Consider the following 24,231-nt stretch of genomic DNA (forward strand, 5'->3'; position numbering starts at 1 on the left):
CGATGGAGGCGATCGATTCGATCAAGATCGTGCAGGTCGACGGGCTGACCGGCGGCGGGCGCGCGGCCAATGACGGCGGGAATGGCAGCGGCGGCGGCTCGGGTTCGGGCAATCTCGCCAGCGATGCGGTCGCAGCCGCGCTCGCCTACCGCGCGCAGGCGCCGGTGCTCGACGGGTTGATGAAGGAGCTGGGGCTGGACGGCTCCTCGCTTTCGGGCCTGATCAAGGGCGCGGCGGAGGCGGAAGCGGAAACGCCTGCCCCGGCCAAGCCTGCCCCACGAAAGGCCATCGCCCGCGACAATGACGCAGGGGACGCACCGACCGGCGAGGCGGCGGAATAGCGAAGGTGCGAGGGGCGGCGCTGCTGCCCCTCGCCCGCTACTTCAGTAGATCGAGCGCAATCGCGCGAACCTCGGCGCCCATATCGGGCCGCGACAGGGCGACCGCGAGGGTCGCCTGCACGAACCCGACCTTGCTCCCGCAGTCATAGCGCGCACCGTCGAAGGTCACCGCGTGGAACGGCTGGGTGCCGATCATCTTGGCCATCGCGTCGGTCAACTGGATCTCGCCGCCGGCACCCTTGCCCTGGTTCTCGAGCACCCGCATGACCTCGGGCTGCAAAATATAGCGGCCCGAGACGATCTTATTCGAGGGAGCTTCGGCCACCGGGGGCTTTTCCACCAACCCGCGCACTTCGGTCAGGTTGCCGCGCGCTTCGCCCGGTTCGATCACGCCGTAGCTGGAAACCTGTTCCATCGGCACTTCGAGCACCGAGATGAGGTTGCCGCCGACTTCATTATAGGCCTCGACCATCTGCTTCATGCAGCCGGTGCCGCCCTCGCGCGCGACCATCAGCTCGTCGGGCAGGAAGATCGCGAAGGGCTCGTCGCCGACGATCGCGCGCGCGCACCAGATCGCGTGGCCGAGGCCCAAGGGCACCTGCTGGCGCACCGCGATCACATCGCCCGGCGTCGCGCGGGTGCAATCGAGCACGCTGAGGTCCTTGCCCCGCTCGGTCATGGTCTGCTCAAGCTCGAAGGCGATGTCGAAATGCTCGACGATCCCGGTCTTGCCGCGTCCGGTGACGAAGATCATCTGCTCGATCCCCGCCTCCCGCGCCTCGTCGACCGCGTACTGGATCAGCGGGCGGTCGACCACCGGAAGCAGTTCCTTGGGGACGACCTTGGTCGCGGGCAGGAAGCGGGTGCCGAGACCAGCGACGGGGAAGACGGCTTTACGGATCGGCTTGGGAGACATTTGACACCTTCAGCTATTCAATTCGTGAAACGTCTGCGCCCGTCGCTTGGCTTCGTGCCTTCAGCCACAACGCAGGTCAATGATTGTTAGAATTCGTCACACCCCCCCTCGTGCGGCGAGTTGCACGAAACGCCCTTTTCGCTAAGGCGGAATCCATGGACAAGCTGATTATCAAGGGCGGCAACCGCCTCAAGGGCACGATCCCGATTTCCGGCGCGAAGAATGCGGCGTTGACGCTGATTCCCTGCGCGCTCCTGACCGAGGAGCCGCTGACGCTGCGCAACCTGCCGCGGCTCGCGGATATCGACGGGTTCCAGCACCTGATGAACCAGTTCGGGGTCACCACCGTGATCCAGGGCACGCGGCCCGAGGATTTCGGCCGCGTGATGAGCATGGAGGCGACCCGCATCACCTCCACGGTTGCCCCCTATGATCTGGTGCGCAAGATGCGCGCTTCGATCCTGGTGCTCGGCCCGATGCTGGCGCGCAGCGGCGAGGCGACGGTGTCGATGCCGGGCGGCTGCGCCATCGGCAACCGGCCGATAGACCTGCACCTGAAGGCTTTGGAGGCCTTCGGCGCCAGAATCGAGCTTGCCGCGGGCTATGTGAAGGCGATGCAGCCCGATGGCGGGATGCCGGGCGGGGACTTCGATTTCCCCGTGGTCTCGGTCGGCGCGACCGAGAACGCGCTGATGGCGGCAGTGCTCGCCAACGGCACCAGCCGCCTGTTCAACGCCGCGCGCGAGCCCGAGATCGTCGACCTGTGCAACATGCTCGTCGCCATGGGCGCGGAGATCGAGGGGGTGGGCACCTCCAACCTCACTATCCACGGGGTCAAGCGGCTGCACGGCGCGACTTACCGCGTCATGCCCGACCGGATCGAGGCCGGCTCCTACGCCTGCGCCGCCGCGATCACCGGGGGCGAGGTGCGCTTGGAAGGCGCCAAGGCCGACGACATGATGGCGACGATCCATGCATTGCAGGCGATCGGCATCCACATCGATTGGGACGCCAAGGGGATCAACGTCGCCGCCAACGGCGCGCTGAAGCCGGTCGATCTCACCACCGCACCCTATCCGGGGCTCGCCACCGACATGCAGGCGCAGCTGATGGCGCTGCTCGCCAAGGCAGACGGGACGAGCGTGCTCAAGGAGACGATCTTCGAGAACCGCTTCATGCACGTGCCCGAACTCGCACGCATGGGCGCGAGCATCACCACCGAGGGCCGCACCGCCGTGGTCAAGGGCGTGGACCGCCTGACCGGCGCCGAGGTCATGGCGACCGACCTGCGCGCCTCGATGAGCCTCGTGATCGCGGGCCTTGCGGCCGAGGGCGAGACGACGGTGCGCCGCCTCTACCACCTCGACCGCGGCTACGAGCGGCTCGAGGAAAAGCTTCAGCTCGTCGGCGCGGATATCGAGCGGGTGGACGACTGACGTCAAACCTCGTCATTGCGAGCGAAGCGAAGCAATCCAGAGCCTGAGCGTGCCAAGGGGGGCAGTCCATGGATTGCCGCGGCCTTCGCCCTCGCAATGACGAAATTCAGGTGTTGGTGACCAGCCACACGCGGATCGCGCTCGCCAGCCCGGGCGGGGTCGGCGACTTGATCCTTTCGGCATCGATGCGGGCGACGAGGGCGGCCACGGCCAGCCCCTCGCGCGCGGCGGCGGCCTTGAGCATGTCCCAGAACAGCGGCTCGAGGCTGATCGAGGTCTGGTGGCCCGCGATTGCAAGCGAGCGCTTGACCGGGGGGTGATAGGGGGAGGGAGTCTCCATCCCCCGGCCTTAGCAGTCTTTGTTGTCGCATCGCTATTTGCAGAAAACCGGTTCCCACTTTTCTGCGCGATGCTCCGGATCAGGCCGCTTCGAAGTCGTCCACATATTCGGGGAGGAACACCGGCTCGCGCTCGGACCAGCCCGGCGCGGTGGCGGCGGCTTCGCTCAGGCTCTGGAGCAGCAGCTTGCGGCGCTCCGGCCGGATCGAGGGCAGGGCGCTGGCGGCGCAGAAGGCGGCCGGAAGGTAGGGGCGCACGCTCGCGCCGAGCAGGCGTTCGTAGAGGAAGCGGAATGCCGAGAAACTCGCCAGCCGCTCCTGTTCCAGATCGAAGGAGGCAAGGCGCACCAGCTTGCCGAGGAAGCGCTCGACTTCAAAGGGCGTGCCGTCCTGCGGGATCAGGCCGCGCAGGGACTTCAAATCCTGATAGGCGACATATTGGCGGCGGATCGCGGTGTTCTCCGCCTCGGAGCGGCCCCAGCGCCGGAAGGCGTCGGTGCGGGCAAGGCCGATATCAAGGCTGCGCTTGATGTAGCGCTGCTCTGCGGGTGCGAACCCGGCGAATTCCCGCATCTCGGCAATCGGCATCATCATCGCGCGTCTCCTTCGGACTGGGAGAACGTCGCAGAGCATGGTTAATTTAAGGTTAGGTAGATTTAACCTAAATGAGCCCCGCCAGCGGGCTCGAGGGATCGGCGTACATCCGCCGCGCCATGCGGCCGGCGAGGTAGGCCTCGCGCCCAGCCTCCACGGCGAGCTTCATCGCGCGGGCCATGCGGATCGGGTCTTTCGCCTCGGCGATGGCGGTGTTCATCAGGATGCCGTCGCAGCCCAATTCCATGCCGACCGCCGCGTCGGACGCCGTGCCGACGCCCGCATCGACCAGCACCGGCACCTTGGCGCCCTCAACGATGAGGCGGATCATCACCCGGTTCTGGATACCGAGCCCCGAGCCGATCGGCGCGCCCAGCGGCATGATCGCGACCGCGCCGGCGTCTTCCAATTGCTTCGCAGCAATCGGATCGTCGGCGCAGTAGACCATCGGGAGAAAACCTTCCTTCGCGAGGACCTCGGTCGCCTTCAGCGTCTCGCGCATGTCGGGATAGAGCGTGCGCGCCTCGCCCAGCACCTCGAGCTTGACGAGATCCCACCCCCCCGCCTCGCGCGCCAGCCGCAGCGTGCGCACCGCGTCCTCGCCGGTGAAGCAGCCTGCGGTGTTGGGCAGATAGGTGATCTTCTTGGGGTCGATGAAATCGGTGAGCATCGGCGCCTTGGGATCGGAGACGTTCACGCGCCGCACCGCGACGGTGACGATCTCCGCCCCGGACGCGGCGACAGCCGCGGCGTTCTGCTCGAAGCTCTTGTACTTGCCCGTGCCGACGATCAGGCGGCTGCGGAAGGTGCGGCCCGCGACCGTCCAGCTATCCTCGGCATGATCGCCCCCGCCCACAAAGTGCACGATCTCGAGCACATCGTCCGCATTCAGCGGCGCCTCGGCCAGCGTCGAGCGGGGGACGATGGCGCCATTGCGCTCGACCGCGACCTTTTCGGGCGCAAGGTCAAGCTCGCGCACCAGATCGGCAATTGTCGCGGCGGCGCTGCGGTGCGGAGCGCCGTTGAGGGTAATGCTCTTGGTCATGGCCGGAGACATAGTCCCTCGCAGCCCCCGCGCAACCCGCGCGTTTTGATCAGTCCGGGCTGCGCAGGTTCATCCAATGCGCGGCCGCGACGATGGCGACGCCCGTGAGCGTCAGCAGGAATTCGTTGGTCCCGTGCGGCACCAGCAGCGCGATGCCCATCAGCGCAAGGCCCCCGAGCGCCACGTAGAACGGCCCGCGCCGCCCGTAGCGCAGCATCCCCCGACCGATCGCCAGCGCGGCGACGATCAGCGCCAGCAGCAGACCGATGCGGTGGATGTTCTCGTCGAGCAGGAAGTGCCCGCCAAGGCCCAGCGCCGAAACCACCAGCAGCGTCGCCAGACAGTGCAATACGCAAAGACCCGCAAGCCCGATCCCGAGCTGGTCGAGTCGGCGGCGGAGCGAGGTGCGACTCGCGGAAGAATGGGCATCGGGGGTCATGCTGGGATGGCACATATGTAATGTTGTTACATTGTGCAAGGCGGACTTGCGCTTATCGCACAGCACTTTGCGGCGAACGGGCTTGCGCGCAGGGCCGCGCGGGGACAAAGAACGCGGCGTCATGGCCACCTCTGCCTCCGTGTCCAATCTCTTCCCGGCCGCCGCCGCAACGCGCGCCCGCCCGCTGGCGATTGCCCGCTGGCTGGAGATCGTCGCGCTGCTGGTGGTGACGATCGTCGTCGTCGGCGGGATCACCCGGCTGACCGAGAGCGGGCTGTCGATCACCGAATGGAACGTGGTGAGCGGCATCCTCCCGCCGCTGAGCGAGGCGGCGTGGCAGGCCGAATTCGCCAAATATCGCCTCACCGCGGAATTCCGGATGGAAAGCGGCCCGGCGGGGATGGACCTGGCCGCGTTCAAGTTCATCTTCTTCTGGGAATGGTTCCACCGCCTCCTCGGCCGGGTGATCGGGCTCGCCTTCCTGCTGCCGCTGATCGTGTTTGCGCTGCGCCGCGCGATTCCCGCTGGCTATGGCTGGCGGCTGATGGCGATGTTCGCGCTGATCTGCGGGCAAGGGGCGCTGGGGTGGTACATGGTGTCCTCGGGCGTGGGCGCCACGAACCTGACCGATGTGAGCCACTTCCGCCTCGCCGCGCACCTGCTGACCGCGCTGTTCCTGCTGGCGGGGCTGGTGTGGACCGCGCGCGACCTGCGCCTGCTCGCCCGCGATCCCGCCGCGCGCCCTGCCCCGCTGACCGCCGGGGCGGCGCTGGTGGCAGGCGTGCTGTTCGTGCAGTTGCTGCTCGGCGCCTTCGTGGCCGGACTCAACGCCGGGCACGCGGCGAGCGACTGGCCGCTGATGAACGGGCGGCTGGTGCCCGAGACCGACTGGTCGAACGGGGTGCTGTTCACCCTCGCCAATGATCCCTTCCTCCTGCACTTCATGCACCGCTGGTGGGCGTGGATCGCGGTCGCCGCGCTGGTGTGGCTGGCGCGCGGCGTGAGGAAGACCGACCGCTTTGCCAGCATCGCGGTCAACGCCGCCTTCGGGACGATGGTGCTGCTCGGCATCGCGACGGTGATGAGCGGCGTCTCGCTCTGGATCGCCGCCGCGCACCAGCTGGTCGGGGCGCTGACCGTGGCGGCGACGGTGCGCGCGATGCATTCGCACGGTCTCGCCCGGAGCGCCTGATGGCCGCCGCGCTCGTCTGGTGCCCCTTCCCCGACGCCGACAGCGCCCGCGCCGCCGCCGACGCGCTGCTCGATGACGCGCTGATCGCCTGCGCCAACATCCTCGGGCCCATCGAGAGCCGCTTCGTGTGGGAGGGCGCGCGCGCTACCGGCAGCGAGGTCGCGGTGCTGTTCAAGACCACCGGCGAGCGGCTCGATGACGTGGTTGAACGCCTCAGCGAGCTCCACCCCTACGATACTCCGGCGATCATCGGCTGGCACGCCGACGCCGTCCATCCGGCCACTTTCGCATGGCTTGCAGGGAGCGCCCCGGACAAGCGGTATTATTTTACCGTATCCAAAAACGGCGCTTTTGCTTGACTTCGCGAGGCCCAGGCGACATCTGCGCGCCACTTCGCTCCCCGGGCTGTGGTCGGGGCGAGTGATTCTTGCCGGGCATCAATCCCTTCAGGGACGGTCGGGCAGGAAAAATTTCGAACCAAGGACACATGCCATGAAGGCGCTCACCAAGCAGACCCGGTCGATCAAACCGGCCGAGGTCGAAAAGAACTGGCACATCATCGACGCCGACGGTCTCGTCGTGGGTCGTCTCGCCGCGATCATCGCCAACATCCTGCGCGGCAAGACCAAGCCGACCTACACCCCGCACGTCGATTGCGGCGATCACGTGATCGTCATCAACGTCGAGAAGGTGAAGTTCACCGGCAACAAGATGGGCGACAAGGTCTATTACAAGCACACCGGCCACCCCGGCGGCATCAAGGAAACCACCCCCAACAAGGTGCTGGGCGGCCGTTTCCCCGAGCGCGTGCTCGAAAAGGCTGTCGAGCGCATGATTCCGCGCGGGCCCCTGGGCCGTCAGCAGATGAAGGCGCTGCACCTCTATGCCGGCACCGAGCATCCCCATGACGGCCAGAAGCCGCAGGTGCTCGACGTCGCTTCCATGAACCGCAAGAACAAGGTGGCCGCATAATGTCTGATGAAACCACCACCGTCTCCGATCTGGCCGATCTGAAGGACATCGCCGCCGGCGTGCCCCAGGGCGACGCTGCCGAAATCGCCCGCGTCGCCGCACCGCTGCGCGAGCGCGAGATCGACGCGCTGGGCCGTGCCTATGCCACCGGTCGCCGCAAGGACGCGGTCGCCCGCGTGTGGGTCAAGCCCGGCACCGGCAAGATCACCATCAACGGCCGCGATCAGGAAACGTACTTCGCGCGTCCGACCCTGCGCCTCGTGATCAACCAGCCCTTCGGCGTTACCGACCGCACCGGCCAGTACGACGTCATCGCCACCGTGCGCGGCGGCGGCCTGTCGGGTCAGGCGGGCGCAGTGAAGCACGGCATCGCCCAGGCGCTCACCAAGTACGAGCCCGAGCTGCGCAGCGCCGTGAAGGCCGAAGGCTTCCTCACCCGCGACAGCCGCGTGGTCGAGCGCAAGAAGTACGGCAAGGCCAAGGCCCGCCGCAGCTTCCAGTTCTCGAAGCGCTAAGGCTCTCCTGGAACGGACAAGAAAAGGGCGGCCCCGCAAGGGAGCCGCCCTTTTCATTTGCAAGCGCTGCAGGAGTCAGCGTTGCATCAACGACAGCGCGAAGAACAAACCCGTGCCCGACAGGAACAGCGGCCACGACCAGAACATCCGCACCTCGCCCAGCGAAACCATGTGGATCGCCAGCGGCCCCGCGCTGGTGCCCTGCGATCCGATCACCACCGCAATCACCGCCGAAACGATTGCGCCAAAGATCACCGCCTTGATCATGCCCATCGCCTTTCGCTTGGCGCGCACCCTCGCAGGGGGCGCTGGATGAAAGAGGGTGCAGACACGCGTGGACGACAATCGGGTGCATGCCGTCCCCGCGCGCCTGCACCCCCGCTATCACCAAGAAAGTCTTAACGCGCGCGATAGAGGAAAGGTTAAGCGCGAACCCCGTATGTTTACTAGGCGGCTGGCCGGGCGCTTCGCGCCGCGCGCTCAGTGCACCGGCGGATCGATCGCCGGAACCTGTCCGACCGGCGCGACCGGCTCGCCGGGATTGCGCGGAGGCATGGCGTCGGCGGGGACATCGGTGATCAGCATGTCGGGGGTCGGCACGTGTTCGAGATTGCGGACCGTGACGGTCAGCCTCGCCCCGTCCCACTCCAGCTCATTGAAGCTCGGCGGAGTCGACCGGGTGCGCTGCGAGAGCGTGCCCGCGCCGATCATCCGCACCGGGCCCTCTGGCGTCGGCTCGGCGATATCAAAGGCATCGTGGACGTGCCCCGAAAGCACCCCCAGCACGCCGCGCTTCGCCAGTTCGCCAAGCGCTTTCTCGCCGCCATGGGTGAGCGCAGTGCCGTGGGTTCCGACCTCGCGCAGCGGGTGGTGCACCGCAACCAGCGCGCGCGTGCCAGCCGGCAGCCGGTCGAGCGCGGCAAGGCAGCGCTCCAGCGCCGGCTGCGTCACCCAGCCCTTCGACCAGTTGGTGCGCGGCTGCCAGCGCCGCACCGACTTCAGGGGCACGATCGCGAGCCCGGGCAGATCGATCTCGCGCTCGACCAGCGCCTTCATCCCCTCGAACCGCTTGTACGGGGTGGTGAACCGCTCGAAGAGGTTGAAGTAGGGCATGTCATGGTTGCCGATGGCGATCGTCACCGGCACCTCGAGCGCGGTGATCCAGCGCGTCGCGGCGGCGAATTCGTGATGGCGGGCGCGCATCGTGTGGTCACCGGTGATGATGACCGCATCCGGGCGCCGGACCGCGATTTCCTCGCGCACCCAGGCGAGCGCGCGCTTGTCCTCCAACCCGAAATGGATGTCGGAGAGGTGGAACAGGGTGAGGGGGCTAGATGTCATGCGCGGTCGCTAGCAGATCGACTCCGCATGGCTCCACCGCAAAGGTTGAACCCGAAGGGCATTCGGCCGGTTCGCCATCGATGAGACACGCCAGCGCCCCCCCATCCGCGCTCTCCAGCGTGATCGCCTCGGCCAGCCCGAGCTTGTCGTGCGGCCCCTCGCGGAACCGGTGGCGCAGTGTCGCCCAGGCCTGCGCGGTGTAATCGAGCGCTGCATCGGCGTAATAGCCGAGGATCTGCACCCCGTGCTCGCCGGGGGTGAGCTCGACCAGCGGGTAGCCCCCCTCGCGGCTCGCGCGGCGATCGGCGACGAGGACGCCGGGGGCGCTGGCGGACTCGCGCAGCGCGGCGATGGCCTCTTTGGCGACTTCGGCAATTGCCCCGCTGCGCATCGATTCGCGCACGCGGTTCCAGGATGTGCCGGGGCCGACCAGCAGCCCGGCGAGCGCGACCCCTGCGGCACAGCGCACACAGGCGGGCCGACGGGCCAGCGCGCCGCCGCCGGCGACGATGTCGAGGATCGCCCCCAGATCGGTGGTGCGGTGGAGGCGCAGGGGCAGAAGGTTCATCGTCCCGCCCGGCAGCACCAGCACCTTGCCGCCCCAGCCCGACAGATGGCTCACCAGAGCATTGATCGTGCCGTCTCCGGTATAGACCGCGACCAGCCCCACCCCTGCCGCATCGAGCGCGGCCGGATCGGGCAGGGAATCGTCGGGGAAGGCGATCACCCGTGCAACGTCGAACCCGCGCGTCTCGAGCGCGGCGGTGACGGTTTCGGCGGAGTTGACGTCATTGCTTCCGCTCGCCGGGTTAACGACGAGCCAGCAGGGGGTGCGCGCGGGTTGAGGCATGGGTATCTCTCCTTGTCGCGCGACGCGCTCTAAAGTCGCCCGTTCAGGATGAGCCATGCCGCTCCGGCATTGACTGCGGAGTAGACCGCGTAGGCCCAGGCGAAGCCCGGCCAGCCCTTCACCGACAGCAGCAGCGCGAAGAACAGCACCGCGAACTCGCTGAGCATCGCGGCGCGGCGGCCGAAGGTCTGGCTCGCCGCGGGGAGGCGCGCAAACAGCGGGTGCCCGCGCGCGAAAACGGCGCCGAAGATCGCGAAATTGGCGATTCCCAGCAGGAAGATGATCGCGGTGGCGGACGACATGGTCAGTGCCTGCCCTGCCGGGGTGAAGGCGTTTTCATCGCATCAGGAAGGGGCGGGCCGCTTTTGGCCCACCGCCACGTCAATCGTCGGTCACTAGGCTTCAGCATGGCTCCCTCCTCTTTCCTCGTGCTGGGCCAAAACCGACTCCGTGCAAATGCCTTCACCCCGGAAGGGCAGGCTCTCTGATTATGGGGGCACGCCGGTCGATTGGAAACCGCCATTTGTCGCCCGTTTCGCGCCATTGGTCATGTCGCTGCCGCGCCGGTCGAGCGACTGACCGGGGTTGATCGACATCGCCGTGCGACTCGCACCGGGGGGGCGTATCAAGGGTTCAGCAGGAAGCCTGGCACCCCCCGGATCGGACCCCCGCCCGATCTCAGGCCCCTGTGGAGATGGAGGATAACCCGATGAATACCCTTGCGAAAATGTTCACCCATACGCTTGCCGCAGCCGGCCTTTCGGCGGCGCTCGTCGCCCCGGCCTTCGCCGGCAACCCGTTCGAAGACAATGCCGCGCCCCGCACCGCCGAGGTCCGCGTTTCCGATCTCGACCTCGCCACCGAAGCCGGCCAGCGCAAGCTCGACAGGCGCGTCGAAATCGCGGTCCGTCAGGTCTGCCGCGCAGTCAGCAACAAGACCGGCACGCGGATCATGGATCAGAGCGTCCAGGAGTGCAAAGCCAACGCTCGCGCCGAAGCCAAGCAGAAGGTCGCTGCCCTGATGGATCGCGCCCAACGCGGCGGTTGATCCGATCCGGAGCCCCCGCCCCAGCATTGCCCCGCGCACCCCGGCGCGCGAGCGGCATACGGCCCGAACCCTCACAGTCCCTGGGGTTCGGGCCGTTTTTTCTGGCGGTTTCGCTGAGGCGAAACGCAGACCGAAGGTGGCACGCAAACAAGGACTCTACCTTCCGGCCATCGCCTTGACGCGGGCGAGATAGGTCCGTCCGATCCGCAGCGCCTCGCCGTTGACCAGCTCGGCCGACCACACCCCGAGGCCATCGTGCCGCAGCCCGCGGATATGGTCGCGGCGCAGGATCGTCGAGCGGTGGATGCGGATGAACTGTTCGGGATCGAGCCGCTCTTCCAGCCCCGCGATCGTCTGCAGCAGCAGGTAGGAGCGCGCATTCTCCGCGGCTCCGACATGGAGGCGCACATAGTCGCGCTCGGCGTCGATCTGGTGGACCTCGCTCACCGCGATCCGCAGCAGCTCCGAACGATGCGGCACCCACAGCTCGTCGAGATAGCGCCCCGCCTTCTGGCGGCGCTGGCCGCGGCGGGCGACGGCGCGCTCGATCGCACGCTCTAGCCGGTCGGCCGAGACGGGCTTCAGGACATAGTCGACCGCTTCAAGATCAAAGGCCTCGACCGCGAAATGGTCATGCGCCGTTACAAAGATCACCACCGGTGCCTGCGGCTGCGCGGCGAAGTGGCGCGCCACCCCGAGTCCGTCGAGTTCGGGCATGGTCATGTCGAGCAGCACGAGATCGGGCTCGAGCTTTTCGGCGAGGCGCAGCGCGGCGGCGCCGTCGCTCGCGGTGCCGACCACTCGCACCGCGGGAATCTCGGCGCAGATCACCTGCACGCGTTCGACCGCGAGCGGTTCGTCATCGACAATCAGGGTTCTGAGGGCGGTCTCTTCGGTTTCGGTCTCAGGCATGGCGGTTGCTCTCGCGGTGATTGGTCTCGCGGTTCATGGGCCTCGACAGGGGGATGCGGATTTCGGTGCAATAGCCGCCCGGCACGGGGGTGGAGGAAAAGCCGATGTCCGGGCCGAAGCGCGCCTCCAGCCGGTCGCGGACATTGGCCAGCCCGATGCCGAAGCCGTGGGTGGTGCCCTGCGGCACGCCCGGGCCGTCATCGCCGACGGTGATCACCAGCCGGTCGAATTCCTCGCGCGCGGCCACGGTGATCGTCACCGGGCGCGACACGGGGGAGACCGCATATTTCACCGAATTCTCGACCAGCGGTTGCAGGATCATCCCCGGCACGCGGCATTCCTCGAGATCGGCGGGCAGGTCGAACCGCGTCACCAGCCGGGTCGGAAAGCGCACCGCCTCGATATCGAGATAGAGCTTCTGGAGATCGAACTCGTCGCGCAAGGAGACATCGGCGGTCGGCTCGGTGGCGAGGCTGTGGCGGTAGAAGCGGCTGATCGTCTGGATCATCCGTTCGGCGCTGTCGGCCTTGCCGGTCATCACCAGCGCGGAAAGCGAATTCAGCGTGTTGAACAGGAAATGCGGGTTCACCTGATAACGAAGGCTGCGCAATTCGGCGGCCTTGGCGGCGGAGCGGAACTGCTCCTCACGGGCTTGCGCGCTGCGCGCCTGCACCCCCGCGAGCAGCGCGAAATAGGTCGAGGCCCAGGCCAGCAGCAGGAAATAGCGGCCCAGCGCGACATCGAGGAGTTTGCGCCAGAAATCGGAATAGCTTTCGGCAGGCGCAATCATCACCGCCTGCGAATCGACCACGTCGCCGTCTGCCGCCGGCGGCTGCCCGGCCGGGCTGACGCGGCGCACGGGGACGTCGACCAACAGGTTACCGCTTTCGTCGCGGCGCAGGTTGATGTTGTATTTCTTGGCGTAGAGCTGCTCCTGCGCCAGCTCCATGTCCTTGAAGATCCACTGGTTGACCTGCCCGATGGCGAGCGCGATCGGAAAGGCCAGCGCGATCGCGGCGGAGATCTTGAGCCACAGCGCGCGCGAATCGAACAGCCGCAGCAGCAGCCACAGCACGATCGTCAGCGCGATGCCGAGCGCGGTGATCACCAGCCGTCGCCAGCCCAGTTCGAGCTGCAGGCTGAGATCGAGCACCAGGCTCGAACGGAAAGTGGTGAGCGCGAAATAGGTCGCCCACAGGACGACCATCGAGAACAGCACCGTGCGGAACGACACGGTGGCAGCGGGCTCGGCGGGGGCGGTATCGCTCAACGGGTTTGTTGCCATTATGCCGACCAGCGATACCGCGCCCGCCCGTGTATGGCTACCGGGCAGGGCGCATGTCGTCGGGCGGAGACTCGCCTTGGTCGAATGATGAACAGCCGTTCAGGATCGATCAACAGCACTTAATCCCTGGGCTTGATCATGTCCGAGGGCACGACCCAGGCCGCAAACTGCTCTTCGGTAAGCAGCCCGAGCGCCAGCGCCGACTCCTTCAGCGTCGTCCCTTCGGCATGGGCCTTCTTGGCGATCTTGGCCGCGTTGTCGTAGCCGATGTGCGGATTGAGCGCGGTCACCAGCATCAGGCTCTCGTTGAGCAGCTGGGTGATGCGGGTGGTGTTGGCCTCGATGCCCACGACGCAATTGTCGGTGAAGGCGTGGGCGGCATCGCCGATCAGTTTCATCGATTGCAGCACGTTGTAGATGATCACCGGCTTGAAGACGTTGAGCTCCAGATGCCCGTGCGATCCGGCGACCGTCACGGTCATGTGGTTGCCCATCACCTGCGCGCAGACCAGCGTCATCGCCTCGCACTGGGTCGGGTTGACCTTGCCCGGCATGATCGAGGACCCCGGCTCGTTGGCGGGGAGGCTGAGTTCGCCGAGACCCGAACGCGGGCCCGAGCCCAGCAGGCGGATGTCGTTGGCGATCTTCATCAGGCTGACCGCGAGCACGTTCAGCGCGCCCGAGATCTCCACCATCGCATCATGCGCGGCGAGGGCCTCGAACTTGTTGGGGGCGGTGACGAAGGCGTGGCCAGTCTCGGCAGCGACTTCGGCGGCAAAGGCGGTGTCGAAGCCGACCTTGGCGTTGATCCCGGTGCCCACCGCCGTACCGCCCTGCGCCAGCTCGAGCACGCGCGGCAGCGCCGCCTCGACCCGGGCGATGCCGTATTCGACCTGCTTGGCGTAGCCCGAGAACTCCTGCCCCAGCGTCATCGGAGTCGCGTCCTGCAGGTGTGTGCGGCCGATCTTGACGATGTCGGCGAATTCCTGCGCCTTGGCGTCGAGCGCGCCGTGGAGCTTTGTCAGCGCCGGAATCAGGTGATCCATCGCCTCGACCGCGGCGGCGATGTGCATCGCGGTCGGGAAGGTGTCGTTCGACGACTGGCCCATGTTGCAGTGGTCGTTGGGGTGGACCGGGGTCTTGCCGCCCTTCTGGCCGGTGAGGATCTCGTTCGCGCGGCTCGCGATCACCTCGTTGGCGTTCATGTTCGACTGGGTGCCGGAGCCGGTCTGCCACACCACCAGCGGGAACTGGTCGGCGAGCGTCCCGTCGATCACCTCGCGCGCGGCCTGAACGATCGCCTCGCCGATCCCTGCATCGAGCACGCCCAGCTTCATGTTCGCGCGCGCCGCCGAAAGCTTCTGCACGCCCAGCGCGCGAACGAGGGCGGGGGGCATGGTCTCGCCGCCGATCGGGAAATTGACGATCGAGCGCTGCGTCTGCGCGCCCCAGTGCATCTTGGCCGGAACCGCCACTTCGCCCAGCGAATCGGTCTCGATCCGCACGTCACCGCCGTTTGTCGCCATGTCACTCATCGAAGCCATCCCTCACTAAGTCGAATTGCGCCCCACTGGGTTTCGCGCTCCCCTAAGCACCAGCGCGCGGTTTGGTCAAAGGCGTAAAACGCGAGGTCTTGGCAGCCGTGCATGACAGGCAAAAGCCTTGGAAGCGCGCGGCGGCACGTTTAAGGAGAGGGTTGACCAGCTGTATTGCAGCACTAATACAGTAACCCGAGAAACGATGAGCACCATGACCACGACACAGAACCCGGTTGGCCCGGCCGACACGAAAACCGCCCGACGCGCGATGATCGACAGCCAGCTGCGCACCAGCGGGGTGAACGAGGAATATGTGCTCGCCCGGATGCTCGCCGTCCCGCGCGAGGATTTCCTGCCCGCTCAGAAGGCCGCGCAGGCCTATACCGACCGGGCGGTAATGCTGGGTGAGGGCGGGCATCTCGCCGCCCCGCTGTTCTACGGCAAGCTGCTGCTCGAAGCCGCGCCCACCCCCGAAGCGCGCGTGCTGGTGGTGAGCGGCGGCACCGGATACCTCGCCGCGCTGATCGCCCCGCTGGCAGGCACCGTCACCGAAGTGACCGCCGCCGAAGCCGCAGGCCTGCAAGGCGCGGGCGAATATGACCTCATCGTCATCGACGGCGCGATCGAGCAGCTGCCCGAGGGGCTCGCCGCCGCGCTGGCGGATAACGGCCGGATCGTCACTGGCCTCGTGCTGCGGCAGGTCACCCGCCTCGCCAGCGGCCGCCGGGTCGCCGGCAGCGTGACCCTTCAGCCGCTCGAGGATCTCGGCATCCCCGTTCTGCCCGCTTTCGCCGCGCCCAAGCGCTGGACCTTCGCGTGACGCGCCGCACGGTCGCACTGCGCCTCGCAGGGGCAGCGAGCCTGCTGGCGCTTGCCGCCGCCGGCACCGCCGCGCATGCCGACGACCTTCGCGAAGCGCTCGCGGCTGCCTACAACACCAACCCCACGCTCGAAGCCGCGCGGGACAACCAGCGCGCTACCGACGAGACCGTGACGATTGCCCGCGCATCGGGTCTACCCTCGGCGGACATCACCGCCACCCACATCGAGTTCCTTCGCCAGTCGGCCAACTCCTTCACCGCGCCGGAGCGCAATCTCGGGGTGACGGCGGCCGTGCTGGTGCCGGTCTATTCGGGCGGCGCGGTGCGCAACAGCATCGCCGCGGCCAAGGAACGGGTCGAGGCGGGACAGGCCGATCTGCGCAACACCGAAAGCACGCTCTTCGCGCAGGTCGTCGCCGCCTATATGGACGTGCTGCGGACCGAGGCGCTGGTGGCACTGGCCACCAATAACGTCGCGGTGCTGCGCACCAATCTCGATGCGACCAGCGACCGCTTCCAGATCGGCGATCTTACCATCACCGACGTCGCCCAGTCGCGCTCGCGCCTCGCGGTCGCCGAGGGCGATCTGCAGAGCGCCGAAGCGAACCTCATCGCCGCGCGCGAGACCTATGTGCGGCTCGTCGGCCAGGCACCGGGCGAGCTCGAGGCGCCACCGCCGCTTTCCGGGCTGCCCGACACTGTCGGCGCGGCGATCGTCAGCGCGCTGGAGAACAATCCCAACCTCGAGGCCGCCAAGCTGCGCGCCGAAGCGGCAGGTTTCGACACCAAGGTCGCCGGGGCCGGGCGGCTCCCCACGGTCGGACTGTTTGTCAACGGCCAGTACAGCGATTTCTACGGTACCCTGGGCGGGCCGATCGCCGCCGAGTTCGCGCAGAGCGAAAAGACCGCCAATGCCGGCGTGCGCATCACGATCCCGTTGTTCCAGGGCGGCCTGCCCGCCGCGCGCCAGCGCCAGGCCGGTGCGCGCGAGAGCGCCGCGCTCGAGGACGTGATCGCCGCCGAACGCCAGATCATCGCCGAGACCCGCTCGACCTATTCGAACTGGCAGGCCGCCAACGCGATCATCCGCAGCGCGCAAGCCGCGGTCGAGGCCGCAGAACTCAGCCTTGAAGGCGTGCGCGCGGAAAACTCGATCGGAAACCGTCAGATCCTCGACGTGCTCAACGCCGAGCAGGAACTGGTCAGCGCCCGCGCCCAGTTGGTGACCGCGAGGCGCAACGCCTATGTCGCCGGATTCAATCTGCTCGCGCTGATGGGCAAGGCCGAAGCGCGCGATTTGAACCTCGATACCGGCGGGCCGCTTTACGATCCGCAGGTCAACGCTGACCGGGTCAGCAGCAAACTGAACGATTGGGACCGCGACCCGGAACCTGCTGCGAAATCGACCAGAACCGTTGACATTCCCCCCGCCACGGCGACAATCGGCCCGCAATTGCTTCCCGGCGAATAAATCCGGTCTCGATTCGGGACAGGGCGGGCGGCTGACACGGGGCAGGGCATGGCTCAGGAAAACGAAGCATCGGTCGAGGAAATCCTCGAATCGATCAAGAAAGTGATCGCCCGCGACAACCGCGTCGGCGCGCTCGAGGCGCGGCGGCGGCGGATGCTCGTTTCGGAAGACGATTCGGCCCAGCCCGCCCCGCTCGCCCGCACCCACAAGGTGCGCGATGCCGAGGAAGTGCTCGATCTCGCCGAAATGGAGATGTCCTCCCACGAGCATGGCCAAGGCCCTGCCCAGAGCCCTGCCCAGAGCCCTGCCATGCCGATGGCAACGCCGGAGGAAACCCCGCTGATCGCCGATCAGGTGCGTGATGCGATGCAGGAAAACCTCGCCGCGCTCGCCATGCTGGCCGAGCCGCCCGCTCGCCCGCAGATCGTGCGTTCGGGCGAGACCTCGCTCGAAGGCCTGACCCGCGAGCTGCTGCGCCCGATGCTGGCCGAATGGCTCGAGGCGAACCTTCCCGCAATGGTCGAAGGCCTGGTGCAGGCGGAAATCGCCCGGATCGTCGGCAAGCGCCGCTGAGGGTAACCGCGGGGCTAGCGCAGGGGGCGCGGGAGGTCTAACGCCTCCGGCCATGCGTCACTTCACAGCTTTCGGCGCGCTGGTCGCCGCTTTCGCCCTTTCGGCCCCGCTCGCCGCCGAGGACCTGTCCACCCGCGCGCGAGCCGCTTCGGTGGTCCCCGGCGTCGCCGCTCCGTCGATGACCGCCGAGGATCTCGTCACCCTCCCGCGCCTCGGCGCCCCGGCGGTCAACCGCGATGGCACGCTGGCGGTGTACAGCGTCACCGTTACCGACCCGGCGAGCCTGAAACGCTCGCCGACGCATTACCTGATCGATCTCGCCAAGCCCGGCGCCCCGCCGGTCGCGCTGGATCTGGGGCTCAAGGCTTCGGACCTCGCCTTCGGCTCCGACGGTGCGCTCTATTTCCTGAGCAGCGAGATCGACGAGAAAAACGTGATCTACATTGATCGCGCGCCGCCCACCCTGAGCCGCGTGTGGCGCGTAACGCTGGCGAAGGATGGCACCGCAAGCACACCGCAACTCGTCACCCCCACGACCGAACGCGACATCGCAGGCTTCAAGCTTGCGCCTGATGGCAGCCGAATCGCGGTGTGGGGCGAGGTGCCGCGCGACTGCCCGACCTTCGGCTGCACGGATGCCGCCACGCCCTACCTCCCCGGCCCCGGCACCGGGCGGCTCTATGACGCCAAGGACGGCTTCGTGCGCCACTGGGACCGCTGGGCGACCCCGGGCCTCCACAACCGCATATTCGTCTTCCCGCTGACCGGCGGCGTCGCGCAGGGCGAGGGCCAGCCGGTCGACGGCAAGGACCCCGCCTCCGGCATCACCGCCGACACGCCCACCATGCCCTTCGGCGGCGCGGAGGAACTGGCCTTCGCTGCTGATGGCAAGGCGCTCTACTTCACCGCGCGCCTCTCGGACGCGAATGAGCCCGCCTCGACCAATCTCGACATCTATGCCGCGGACCTCACAGGGGCCGCGCCCAAGCTGCTGACGGCGGCCAACACGGCCACCGACACCACCCCCGTTCCCTCGCCCGATGGCCGCTGGCTGGCCTGGCTCGCCATGGAGCGCCCGACCTACGAGGCGGACAAGCTGGCGGTGCAGCTCATGGATCTGAAGTCCGGGCAGGTACGCAACCTGACCCGCGACACCGACCTCAGCTTCGGCAGCCTCGCATGGAGCGCCGACAGCAAGAGCCTGATCGCCACCGCGCAGAAGGTGCTCGACACCCCCGCCTTCCGCATCGACATCGCCAGCGGCAAGGTCACCGAATTGAACCTGATGGCCGGGAACGAGGCGCATATCGCCAATCTCGTGCCGCTGCCCAAGGGGGGCGCGCTGTTCACCCGGGATTCGCTCGGCGCGCCCGCAGAACTCTATCTGTCGGACGGCATGGGGCAGGCCCGCCCGCTCACCGATGTCGCCACCACCCGCATGGGCGCCATGGCCAGCATCGTCACCCGCCGCTTCAGCTTCACCGGCGCGAACGGCGATACGGTGTGGGGCCAGCTCACCCGCCTCGCCGACCAGACCGGACCGATCCCCGCGATCCTCTACATCCACGGCGGCCCGCAGGGGAGCTTCAACGACAGCTGGTCGAACCGCTGGAACCCGCGCGTCCTCGCCAGCCAGGGCTATGCCGTCATCTCGGTCGATTTCCACGGGAGCACCGGGTACGGGCAGGCCTTCACCGACGCGATCAACCATAACTGGGGCGGGTGGCCGCTCGAGGACCTGCAGAAGGGCTTTGCCGCCGGCATCGCGCTCGACCAGCAGATCGACGGGGAGCGAGCCTGCGCGATGGGCGCAAGCTACGGCGGCTACATGGTCAACTGGATCGCCGGCAATTGGCCCGATCGTTTCAAGTGCATCGTCCAGCACGACGGCATCTTCGACAACCGCTCGATGTATTATTCGACCGAGGAATTGTGGTTCCCGCGCTGGGACCACGGCGGCACTTACGCAGAGGCGACGGACGAATACGAGAAGTGGAACCCCGCCAACCACGTCGACAAGTGGAAGACTCCGATGCTGGTCATCACCGGGCAGCAGGATTTCCGCGTGCCCTACAGCCAGGGGCTTATGAGCTTCACCGCCCTGCAGGAACGCGGCATCCCCGCCCAGCTGCTGGTCTTCCCCGACGAGAACCACTGGGTGCTGGGCGCGAAGAACTCGCTGCAATGGCACCAGACGGTCTTCGGCTGGCTCGACCGCTGGCTGAATCGCGAGGCGTCAGGGAAGGACAGCAAGTGAGCCGCAAGGAACTCGAATCCGCGCGGCATTCGCTCGCCAAGCATTTCGGCGATCCCGAGCAAGGCACCGCGATCACGCGCCACATCATGCTGTGCGCGCTGTCGGAGAAGCAGAAATGCTGCTCGCGCGAGGCGGGGGATGAGGCGTGGGGCTTCCTCAAGTCGCGATTGAAGGAGCTCGGGCTGGTCGGGCCGGTGCGCAATGACGACAGCAAGCGGGGCAAGGGCGGCGGGGTGCAGCGCACCAAGGCCGATTGCCTGCAGATCTGCGCCGCGGGCCCGGTCGCCGTCGTGTGGCCGGACGGCGTGTGGTACCACTCGTGCAGCCCCGAGGTGCTCGAGCGGATCATCAAGGAGCATCTGATGGAGGGCCGCCCGGTGGAGGATTACCGGCTCAATCCGGCCTAGTCCTCCTTCGGGCTCCAGAGCTCGTCCTTGCTCGGCATGTGGTTGTCGACCGATTCGTCGTGGCCGGTGCCGTTGGACAGGAACACCAGCCCCATCAATCCTCCGCCGAGCAGCATCGTGAGGCTGATCCCCAGCGCCACCGCGATGTAGAAATGCACCGAAATCATGCCGTTATAGGCAAACAGCAAGCCCATCGCCAATGCGACCGTCAGCACGGTCGCGGCGAGCAGCCATTTCATGATCTGACGGTAGCGCGCCCAGGCGTGGGCGGCGTTCACAGGATCGTCGAGCGGGGACTTGCGGGTCATCTCCCCGACATGGCCTGCCCCCTCAAGCATTGCAACGCGTGAAAGCTGCAAGGTTCCGCGCATGGGGCGCAACGCGGTGCAACGGCAGATTCGCTTTTTTGCCTCGCCCATGGCACCTTCATGTCCTGAGAGAGAGGGAGTCGTCATGAACATCGCCCGCATCATCGCCCATCGCGGACCCGCCGACATCATCGCCTGCGATTGCACCACCCCGGTTGCCGAGGTGGTGCAGACACTCGCCAGCAAGCGCATCGGCGCGCTGCCGGTGCTGCGCGAGGGGCGCGTGGTCGGGATCGTGTCCGAGCGCGACGTGATCTACCGCCTCGCCGACCGGGGGAAGGAATGCCTCGATGTCGCGGTCGAGGAGATCATGACCTCGCCCGCGGTCACGGTCGAACCCGGCACCACCATCGACGAGGCGCTGGGGATGATGACCCGCCGTCGCTTCCGCCACTTCCCGGTGGTCGAGGACGGGCAGCTCATCGCCTTCATCTCGATCGGCGACCTCGTGAAGCACAAGATGGACGAGGTGCAGCACGAGGCCGAGGCGCTCCGGAACTACATCACCGCGGCGTGACCGCTTGAGAACCGCGTCGAGGCCACCTAGATTGGAACCATGAGCCCCGAGCCCCTGATCCTCACCCCGTCCGCCGCCAAGCGGGTCGCTTTCCTTGCGTCGAAGCAGGCGCGCCCGGCGATCCTGCGTCTGGCGGTCGAGGGCGGGGGGTGTTCGGGCTTCCAGTACAAGTTCGATCTTGCTGATGGGCCCGATGCTGACGACTCGGTGTCCGAGACCGACGGGGTGAAGCTGGTGGTTGACCCGATGAGCCTCGATCTGATCGCGGGCAGCACCGTGGACTTCGTCGAATCGCTGGGCGGCGCGGCCTTCAAGGTCGAGAACCCGCAGGCCGCCGCTGGCTGCGGGTGCGGGGCGAGCTTCGGGATTTAGGTTGATCTCTCCCCGCGTCGTTGCGAGGAAGCCCCATGAAAATCGCCACCTTCAACATCAACGGTATCAAGGCGCGCGGCCCGCGCCTGATTGAATGGCTCGAGGAAACCCGCCCTGCGGTCGCCTGCCTGCAGGAGATCAAGACGCAGGACGAGGGCTTTCCGGCCGGCGACTTTTCAGCGATCGGCTATTCCGCGATCTGGCACGGACAAAAGAGTTTCAATGGTGTGGCGATTCTCGTGGACACGCGGGCGGGCTATACGCTGACCGAAGTGCAGCGCGGGCTGGGCATCCCCGGCCCCAACGAGGGCGACGAGGAGCAGGCGCGTTATCTCGAGGCCGACGTCAACGGCGTCCGCATCGCCTGCCTCTACCTCCCCAACGGCAACCCGCATCCGGGGCCGAAATTCACCTACAAGCTCGCCTGGATGGCAAAACTGCGTGAACGCATGGCGCAGATCTGGGCCGAGGAAGTGCCCGCGGTGGTGCTCGGCGATTTCAACGTCATCCCGCATGATGACGACACCTGGTCGGTGAAGGCGATGCAGGACGACGCGCTGATGCAGCCCGAGAGCCGCGCGGCCTATGCGCGCCTGCTCGCGGATGGCTGGACCGACGCGATCCGCACCCACAACCCGCGCGGCGGGGTGTGGACCTATTGGGACTATCAGGCGGGCGCCTGGCAGCGCGATCACGGCTTCCGGATCGACCACATCCTGCTCTCGCCCGAATGCGCCGACCGGATGGAAAGCTGCAGCGTCGACAAAGCCTATCGCGGCCGTGAGAAGGCCAGCGACCACACGCCAGTTTGGGTCAGGCTTTCAGCCTGATCCTCGCCGCTGTTTCGCGCTGCGCGCGAGCGGCTGCGGGCGGGCGGTCGCCCTTGCGGTCCTGCGGACCGACCGATTCCTTACCCAAGGCGAAGTGAACGGCCCAAAGGGCCGCAAGCCCGAACGGGCGCCCGCAGCGACGCGCCCGAAGGGCGTGTGAGCGAGGATCACCTGTAGAAGATATGCGTGTCGATCTGGGCGAGGCGCGTCTTGCTCCGGGTCCAGCCGGGCTTGACGTAGCGCGCATGGAAGAACACCGCGCGGCCCGCTGCGGATTCCCACAGGCCCTTGTCGGCGATGTGGGCGACCGCGACGGCGCGATCCCATGCGGCCGAGGCCTCGCGGATCGCCGGCATCCGGCGACCACGCATGAAGGAAAACTGGCCGGGCTGGGCGACGACGCCGCAATAGGAGCGCGGGAAGCGCCCGTCCTCGGTGCGGTTGATGATCACCTGCGCGACCGCAAGCTGCCCTGCGAGCGGCTCGCCGCGCGCCTCGAAATAGACGGCGCCGGCAAGGCAGCGCATCTCTTCGGACATCGGCGCAGAGGTGTCGATCATGCCGACCAGCTCGTGCAGTGAACCTGCTTCGGTCGGCGTGGGAGTCGCGGGCGCGGGCGCGGGCAGGGGCTGCACCACGGCTTCGGCGACATATTCGATTGTCTGGGGAACCAGCTCGGGCGCTTCGACCGGGGCGGGAGCGGCGAGTTGTTCGCTTGCGGCTTGCGCCAGAGCGGCGGCATCGTGGCCACCTGGGAACATAGTGGTTGCGAAAGCGAGACCCGCAATCGCAGCAATCGTGGCAGTCTTGCGACTCATGGTATCTACTAATTCGGCGGTGAGCGCGCACAGGCGCAGGCGGGAACCGTGACCCAGACCGTTACCGATCGGGGAGGTTCGAAGAAGCCTGCCGGCCGCTCCCCGTCTGCGTGCCGGAGGGTGGGGCCGAATTGCCGCCCTGCCAGCCTGCGCTCAGGAAGTCGGGCGCCACTAGCCCGCCTCCCGTTAACGTCAACTCAATTCGGCGATACGGGCGACGAACCGTTCCCGATCCGCGATATCCACCTCGATTAGCCACATATCACTGTCCTGACGCCGCCTTCGTGCCAGATATTCGGCAAATTCCTGATTATTATCAATGCCTTCTCGTTTCACCGCAAGAAATTTGCGCGATCCGTCCAGCTGCGGCATCCTTTCGAAAAGAATGCCGTCCCTTCCGCGACACAGGGTTACGATGAGGATCGTGCCGGCGTCCCGCTCACCCTTGGCCAGCACGGTCGCGAATCCCCCCTCGCTCTCCGCAAGGCGCATGATCGCGCCCGCTTCGAGGTGGGCGGGGAGTCGGCCCTCCACCTCTAAAGCCCCGAGGGGCCGCCCGCTGCGTAGCCCGGCAGGCTGGAGAGGGCCATGCGGCTCTTCATGAAGGTGCCGGTGCCGCGGCCGATCTCGTCGCCCTCTTCGTCGACCAGCCGCGCCTCGGCGACGAACACGCGGCGGCGGCCGCTGACCCAGCGGCCCTCGGCGGTGACAGTGCCGGCGCGCACCGGCTTGGAAAAGAACAGGTTGAAGCCGGTGGTGAGCAGGAAGCGGTCGGTCACCAGCGAATTGGCGGCATAGAAGGCCGCATCGTCGAGCATCTTGAAATAGATCGTCCCGTGCGCCGCGCCGGCAGCGTGGTAATCCTCGGGCGTGACGGTGAAGGTCAACTGCGCGCGGCCCTCGCCCGGAATGTGGAGGCGGCTCGCGAACTTGGCGTTGACCGGGGCCGAGGCATAGAGACGTTCCAGCGCGCGGTAATGCTGCTCGGCACCGCTCGCAGGCAGGGGTTCTTCACGCGCTGGCATCGGGTTCGGC

General features: G+C 67.2%; 31 protein-coding genes. 15 read left to right on the forward strand and 16 right to left on the reverse strand.

Features of this window, described 5'->3' with window-relative positions:
• Positions 1-341: flotillin domain-containing protein (locus tag NBV68_RS01115; RefSeq protein ID WP_296306529.1), on the forward strand; the 341-nt coding region annotated here is incomplete at its 5' end.
• A gap of 37 nt (positions 342-378) precedes the next feature.
• Here NBV68_RS01115 and NBV68_RS01120 read toward each other — a convergent pair.
• Positions 379-1,257 (reverse strand): UTP--glucose-1-phosphate uridylyltransferase, encoded by an 879-nt coding sequence (locus NBV68_RS01120; RefSeq protein WP_296306530.1) that lies wholly within the window; start codon positions 1,255-1,257, stop codon positions 379-381.
• A gap of 155 nt (positions 1,258-1,412) precedes the next feature.
• Here NBV68_RS01120 and murA point away from each other — a divergent pair, with 155 nt between their 5' ends.
• The gene (murA, locus tag NBV68_RS01125) at positions 1,413-2,693 is read left to right on the forward strand and encodes a UDP-N-acetylglucosamine 1-carboxyvinyltransferase (RefSeq protein ID WP_296306532.1); all 1,281 of its coding nucleotides are present in this window, start codon (positions 1,413-1,415) and stop codon (positions 2,691-2,693) included.
• 106 nt (positions 2,694-2,799) lie between these two features.
• Here the strand turns inward: murA and NBV68_RS01130 are convergent, their stop codons facing one another.
• The 4 genes from NBV68_RS01130 to NBV68_RS01145 all read right to left on the reverse strand — a co-directional run bounded on the left by NBV68_RS01130 (position 2,800) and on the right by NBV68_RS01145 (position 5,109).
• The gene (locus NBV68_RS01130) at positions 2,800-3,033 is read right to left on the reverse strand and encodes a ribbon-helix-helix domain-containing protein (protein ID WP_296306533.1); all 234 of its coding nucleotides are present in this window, start codon (positions 3,031-3,033) and stop codon (positions 2,800-2,802) included.
• A gap of 79 nt (positions 3,034-3,112) precedes the next feature.
• Positions 3,113-3,625: a hypothetical protein gene (locus tag NBV68_RS01135; protein WP_296306534.1), complete on the reverse strand. Its 513-nt coding sequence runs from the start codon at positions 3,623-3,625 to the stop codon at positions 3,113-3,115.
• A gap of 67 nt (positions 3,626-3,692) precedes the next feature.
• A complete protein-coding gene (gene thiS / locus NBV68_RS01140; protein WP_296306537.1) occupies positions 3,693-4,670 on the reverse strand; it encodes a sulfur carrier protein ThiS in 978 nt (325 codons plus the stop codon).
• Positions 4,671-4,719: 49 nt separating this feature from the next.
• A complete protein-coding gene (locus NBV68_RS01145) occupies positions 4,720-5,109 on the reverse strand; it encodes a MerC domain-containing protein (RefSeq protein ID WP_296306538.1) in 390 nt (129 codons plus the stop codon).
• Between the two features lie 121 nt (positions 5,110-5,230).
• On the opposite strand from NBV68_RS01145, the gene NBV68_RS01150 reads away from it, so the two are divergent.
• From NBV68_RS01150 to rpsI, 4 genes are all read left to right on the forward strand, one after another.
• Positions 5,231-6,301 carry a COX15/CtaA family protein gene (locus tag NBV68_RS01150; RefSeq protein ID WP_296306539.1) on the forward strand — a complete coding sequence of 357 codons (1,071 nt, stop codon included), beginning with the start codon at positions 5,231-5,233 and terminating at the stop codon, positions 6,299-6,301.
• Positions 6,301-6,660 carry a divalent-cation tolerance protein CutA gene (cutA, locus tag NBV68_RS01155; RefSeq protein WP_296306540.1) on the forward strand — a complete coding sequence of 120 codons (360 nt, stop codon included), beginning with the start codon at positions 6,301-6,303 and terminating at the stop codon, positions 6,658-6,660. The genes NBV68_RS01150 and cutA overlap by 1 nt, the downstream gene beginning before the upstream one ends.
• Positions 6,661-6,793: 133 nt before the next feature.
• Positions 6,794-7,273, forward strand: a complete 480-nt coding sequence (gene rplM / locus NBV68_RS01160; protein WP_296306541.1) for a 50S ribosomal protein L13 — start codon at positions 6,794-6,796, stop codon at positions 7,271-7,273.
• Complete coding sequence (gene rpsI / locus NBV68_RS01165) at positions 7,273-7,788, forward strand: 30S ribosomal protein S9 (RefSeq protein ID WP_296306542.1); 516 nt, start codon at positions 7,273-7,275, stop codon at positions 7,786-7,788. The genes rplM and rpsI overlap by 1 nt, the downstream gene beginning before the upstream one ends.
• Before the next feature lie 75 nt (positions 7,789-7,863).
• Here rpsI and NBV68_RS01170 read toward each other — a convergent pair whose 3' ends face one another.
• The 4 genes from NBV68_RS01170 to NBV68_RS01185 all read right to left on the reverse strand — a co-directional run bounded on the left by NBV68_RS01170 (position 7,864) and on the right by NBV68_RS01185 (position 10,281).
• Positions 7,864-8,061 (reverse strand): hypothetical protein, encoded by a 198-nt coding sequence (locus tag NBV68_RS01170; RefSeq protein WP_296306543.1) that lies wholly within the window; start codon positions 8,059-8,061, stop codon positions 7,864-7,866.
• Between the two features lie 207 nt (positions 8,062-8,268).
• Positions 8,269-9,129 (reverse strand): metallophosphoesterase, encoded by an 861-nt coding sequence (locus tag NBV68_RS01175; protein ID WP_296306545.1) that lies wholly within the window; start codon positions 9,127-9,129, stop codon positions 8,269-8,271.
• Positions 9,119-9,979 carry a diacylglycerol kinase family protein gene (locus NBV68_RS01180; protein ID WP_296306546.1) on the reverse strand — a complete coding sequence of 287 codons (861 nt, stop codon included), beginning with the start codon at positions 9,977-9,979 and terminating at the stop codon, positions 9,119-9,121. The genes NBV68_RS01175 and NBV68_RS01180 overlap by 11 nt, the downstream gene beginning before the upstream one ends.
• Positions 9,980-10,008: 29 nt before the next feature.
• Positions 10,009-10,281, reverse strand: coding sequence for a hypothetical protein (locus NBV68_RS01185; protein WP_296306547.1), 273 nt, complete (start codon positions 10,279-10,281; stop codon positions 10,009-10,011).
• Positions 10,282-10,673: 392 nt separating this feature from the next.
• Between NBV68_RS01185 and NBV68_RS01190 the strand changes: the two genes are divergently transcribed.
• A complete protein-coding gene (locus NBV68_RS01190) occupies positions 10,674-11,027 on the forward strand; it encodes a UrcA family protein (protein WP_296306549.1) in 354 nt (117 codons plus the stop codon).
• A 156-nt stretch (positions 11,028-11,183) separates the two neighbouring features.
• Here the strand turns inward: NBV68_RS01190 and NBV68_RS01195 are convergent, their stop codons facing one another.
• The 3 genes from NBV68_RS01195 to fumC all read right to left on the reverse strand — a co-directional run bounded on the left by NBV68_RS01195 (position 11,184) and on the right by fumC (position 14,750).
• Positions 11,184-11,939, reverse strand: a complete 756-nt coding sequence (locus NBV68_RS01195) for a LytTR family DNA-binding domain-containing protein (protein ID WP_296306551.1) — start codon at positions 11,937-11,939, stop codon at positions 11,184-11,186.
• Positions 11,932-13,209 (reverse strand): histidine kinase, encoded by a 1,278-nt coding sequence (locus tag NBV68_RS01200; RefSeq protein WP_296306553.1) that lies wholly within the window; start codon positions 13,207-13,209, stop codon positions 11,932-11,934. Before NBV68_RS01200 ends, NBV68_RS01195 begins: the two co-directional genes overlap by 8 nt.
• 134 nt (positions 13,210-13,343) lie before the next feature.
• The gene (gene fumC / locus NBV68_RS01205; protein ID WP_296306600.1) at positions 13,344-14,750 is read right to left on the reverse strand and encodes a class II fumarate hydratase; all 1,407 of its coding nucleotides are present in this window, start codon (positions 14,748-14,750) and stop codon (positions 13,344-13,346) included.
• A 223-nt stretch (positions 14,751-14,973) separates the two neighbouring features.
• Here fumC and NBV68_RS01210 point away from each other — a divergent pair, with 223 nt between their 5' ends.
• The 5 genes from NBV68_RS01210 to NBV68_RS01230 are packed head-to-tail and all read left to right on the forward strand — an operon-like array spanning position 14,974 to position 20,291.
• Positions 14,974-15,582 (forward strand): protein-L-isoaspartate O-methyltransferase, encoded by a 609-nt coding sequence (locus NBV68_RS01210; RefSeq protein WP_296306554.1) that lies wholly within the window; start codon positions 14,974-14,976, stop codon positions 15,580-15,582.
• Positions 15,579-17,054, forward strand: a complete 1,476-nt coding sequence (locus tag NBV68_RS01215; RefSeq protein ID WP_296306555.1) for a TolC family outer membrane protein — start codon at positions 15,579-15,581, stop codon at positions 17,052-17,054. Before NBV68_RS01210 ends, NBV68_RS01215 begins: the two co-directional genes overlap by 4 nt.
• Before the next feature lie 48 nt (positions 17,055-17,102).
• Complete coding sequence (locus NBV68_RS01220) at positions 17,103-17,627, forward strand: DUF2497 domain-containing protein (RefSeq protein ID WP_296306556.1); 525 nt, start codon at positions 17,103-17,105, stop codon at positions 17,625-17,627.
• A 52-nt stretch (positions 17,628-17,679) separates the two neighbouring features.
• A complete protein-coding gene (locus NBV68_RS01225; RefSeq protein ID WP_296306557.1) occupies positions 17,680-19,884 on the forward strand; it encodes a S9 family peptidase in 2,205 nt (734 codons plus the stop codon).
• Positions 19,881-20,291, forward strand: coding sequence for a (2Fe-2S) ferredoxin domain-containing protein (locus tag NBV68_RS01230; RefSeq protein ID WP_296306559.1), 411 nt, complete (start codon positions 19,881-19,883; stop codon positions 20,289-20,291). The genes NBV68_RS01225 and NBV68_RS01230 overlap by 4 nt, the downstream gene beginning before the upstream one ends.
• On the opposite strand, the gene NBV68_RS01235 is transcribed toward NBV68_RS01230, so the two are convergent.
• Positions 20,288-20,599 carry a hypothetical protein gene (locus NBV68_RS01235; protein ID WP_296306560.1) on the reverse strand — a complete coding sequence of 104 codons (312 nt, stop codon included), beginning with the start codon at positions 20,597-20,599 and terminating at the stop codon, positions 20,288-20,290. The two genes, NBV68_RS01230 and NBV68_RS01235, sit on opposite strands and share 4 nt — an antisense overlap.
• Positions 20,600-20,744: 145 nt before the next feature.
• Here NBV68_RS01235 and NBV68_RS01240 point away from each other — a divergent pair, with 145 nt between their 5' ends.
• Genes NBV68_RS01240 through xth form a run of 3 tightly spaced genes read left to right on the forward strand, consistent with a single transcriptional unit; the run spans position 20,745 to position 22,378 of the window.
• On the forward strand, positions 20,745-21,176 hold the full coding sequence (locus NBV68_RS01240) for a CBS domain-containing protein (protein WP_296306561.1): 432 nt from the start codon (positions 20,745-20,747) through the stop codon (positions 21,174-21,176).
• Between the two features lie 39 nt (positions 21,177-21,215).
• Positions 21,216-21,548, forward strand: a complete 333-nt coding sequence (locus tag NBV68_RS01245) for an iron-sulfur cluster assembly accessory protein (protein WP_296306562.1) — start codon at positions 21,216-21,218, stop codon at positions 21,546-21,548.
• A gap of 35 nt (positions 21,549-21,583) precedes the next feature.
• Positions 21,584-22,378, forward strand: coding sequence for an exodeoxyribonuclease III (xth, locus tag NBV68_RS01250; RefSeq protein ID WP_296306563.1), 795 nt, complete (start codon positions 21,584-21,586; stop codon positions 22,376-22,378).
• Between the two features lie 167 nt (positions 22,379-22,545).
• On the opposite strand, the gene NBV68_RS01255 is transcribed toward xth, so the two are convergent.
• From NBV68_RS01255 to NBV68_RS01265, 3 genes are all read right to left on the reverse strand, one after another.
• On the reverse strand, positions 22,546-23,196 hold the full coding sequence (locus NBV68_RS01255; RefSeq protein ID WP_296306564.1) for a cell wall hydrolase: 651 nt from the start codon (positions 23,194-23,196) through the stop codon (positions 22,546-22,548).
• Positions 23,197-23,388: 192 nt separating this feature from the next.
• Positions 23,389-23,730 carry a DUF1491 family protein gene (locus NBV68_RS01260; RefSeq protein ID WP_296306566.1) on the reverse strand — a complete coding sequence of 114 codons (342 nt, stop codon included), beginning with the start codon at positions 23,728-23,730 and terminating at the stop codon, positions 23,389-23,391.
• 2 nt (positions 23,731-23,732) lie between these two features.
• Positions 23,733-24,221, reverse strand: a complete 489-nt coding sequence (locus NBV68_RS01265) for a PaaI family thioesterase (protein ID WP_296306568.1) — start codon at positions 24,219-24,221, stop codon at positions 23,733-23,735.
• Positions 24,222-24,231 lie beyond the last annotated feature (10 nt).

Origin of the sequence: Erythrobacter sp. (genome assembly GCF_023653175.1) — a bacterium.
Taxonomy (GTDB): Bacteria; Pseudomonadota; Alphaproteobacteria; order Sphingomonadales; family Sphingomonadaceae; genus Erythrobacter.

Bases quoted from the DNA above. Each gene is read 5' to 3' on its own strand.
- thiS (WP_296306537.1), bottom strand. From the start codon at position 4,670: ATGACCAAGAGCATTACCCTCAACGGCGCTCCGCACCGCAGCGCCGCC.
- NBV68_RS01175 (WP_296306545.1), bottom strand. From the start codon at position 9,129: ATGACATCTAGCCCCCTCACCCTGTTCCACCTCTCCGACATCCATTTC.
- NBV68_RS01130 (WP_296306533.1), bottom strand. From the start codon at position 3,033: ATGGAGACTCCCTCCCCCTATCACCCCCCGGTCAAGCGCTCGCTTGCA.
- NBV68_RS01210 (WP_296306554.1), top strand. From the start codon at position 14,974: ATGACCACGACACAGAACCCGGTTGGCCCGGCCGACACGAAAACCGCC.
- NBV68_RS01235 (WP_296306560.1), bottom strand. From the start codon at position 20,599: ATGACCCGCAAGTCCCCGCTCGACGATCCTGTGAACGCCGCCCACGCC.
- NBV68_RS01185 (WP_296306547.1), bottom strand. From the start codon at position 10,281: ATGTCGTCCGCCACCGCGATCATCTTCCTGCTGGGAATCGCCAATTTC.
- NBV68_RS01145 (WP_296306538.1), bottom strand. From the start codon at position 5,109: ATGACCCCCGATGCCCATTCTTCCGCGAGTCGCACCTCGCTCCGCCGC.
- NBV68_RS01170 (WP_296306543.1), bottom strand. From the start codon at position 8,061: ATGGGCATGATCAAGGCGGTGATCTTTGGCGCAATCGTTTCGGCGGTG.
- NBV68_RS01180 (WP_296306546.1), bottom strand. From the start codon at position 9,979: ATGCCTCAACCCGCGCGCACCCCCTGCTGGCTCGTCGTTAACCCGGCG.
- NBV68_RS01245 (WP_296306562.1), top strand. From the start codon at position 21,216: ATGAGCCCCGAGCCCCTGATCCTCACCCCGTCCGCCGCCAAGCGGGTC.
- fumC (WP_296306600.1), bottom strand. From the start codon at position 14,750: ATGGCGACAAACGGCGGTGACGTGCGGATCGAGACCGATTCGCTGGGC.
- NBV68_RS01135 (WP_296306534.1), bottom strand. From the start codon at position 3,625: ATGATGATGCCGATTGCCGAGATGCGGGAATTCGCCGGGTTCGCACCC.
- NBV68_RS01120 (WP_296306530.1), bottom strand. From the start codon at position 1,257: ATGTCTCCCAAGCCGATCCGTAAAGCCGTCTTCCCCGTCGCTGGTCTC.
- NBV68_RS01150 (WP_296306539.1), top strand. From the start codon at position 5,231: ATGGCCACCTCTGCCTCCGTGTCCAATCTCTTCCCGGCCGCCGCCGCA.
- NBV68_RS01255 (WP_296306564.1), bottom strand. From the start codon at position 23,196: ATGAGTCGCAAGACTGCCACGATTGCTGCGATTGCGGGTCTCGCTTTC.
- NBV68_RS01240 (WP_296306561.1), top strand. From the start codon at position 20,745: ATGAACATCGCCCGCATCATCGCCCATCGCGGACCCGCCGACATCATC.
- NBV68_RS01225 (WP_296306557.1), top strand. From the start codon at position 17,680: ATGCGTCACTTCACAGCTTTCGGCGCGCTGGTCGCCGCTTTCGCCCTT.
- rpsI (WP_296306542.1), top strand. From the start codon at position 7,273: ATGTCTGATGAAACCACCACCGTCTCCGATCTGGCCGATCTGAAGGAC.
- NBV68_RS01195 (WP_296306551.1), bottom strand. From the start codon at position 11,939: ATGCCTGAGACCGAAACCGAAGAGACCGCCCTCAGAACCCTGATTGTC.
- murA (WP_296306532.1), top strand. From the start codon at position 1,413: ATGGACAAGCTGATTATCAAGGGCGGCAACCGCCTCAAGGGCACGATC.
- cutA (WP_296306540.1), top strand. From the start codon at position 6,301: ATGGCCGCCGCGCTCGTCTGGTGCCCCTTCCCCGACGCCGACAGCGCC.
- NBV68_RS01265 (WP_296306568.1), bottom strand. From the start codon at position 24,221: ATGCCAGCGCGTGAAGAACCCCTGCCTGCGAGCGGTGCCGAGCAGCAT.
- NBV68_RS01190 (WP_296306549.1), top strand. From the start codon at position 10,674: ATGGAGGATAACCCGATGAATACCCTTGCGAAAATGTTCACCCATACG.
- rplM (WP_296306541.1), top strand. From the start codon at position 6,794: ATGAAGGCGCTCACCAAGCAGACCCGGTCGATCAAACCGGCCGAGGTC.
- NBV68_RS01220 (WP_296306556.1), top strand. From the start codon at position 17,103: ATGGCTCAGGAAAACGAAGCATCGGTCGAGGAAATCCTCGAATCGATC.
- xth (WP_296306563.1), top strand. From the start codon at position 21,584: ATGAAAATCGCCACCTTCAACATCAACGGTATCAAGGCGCGCGGCCCG.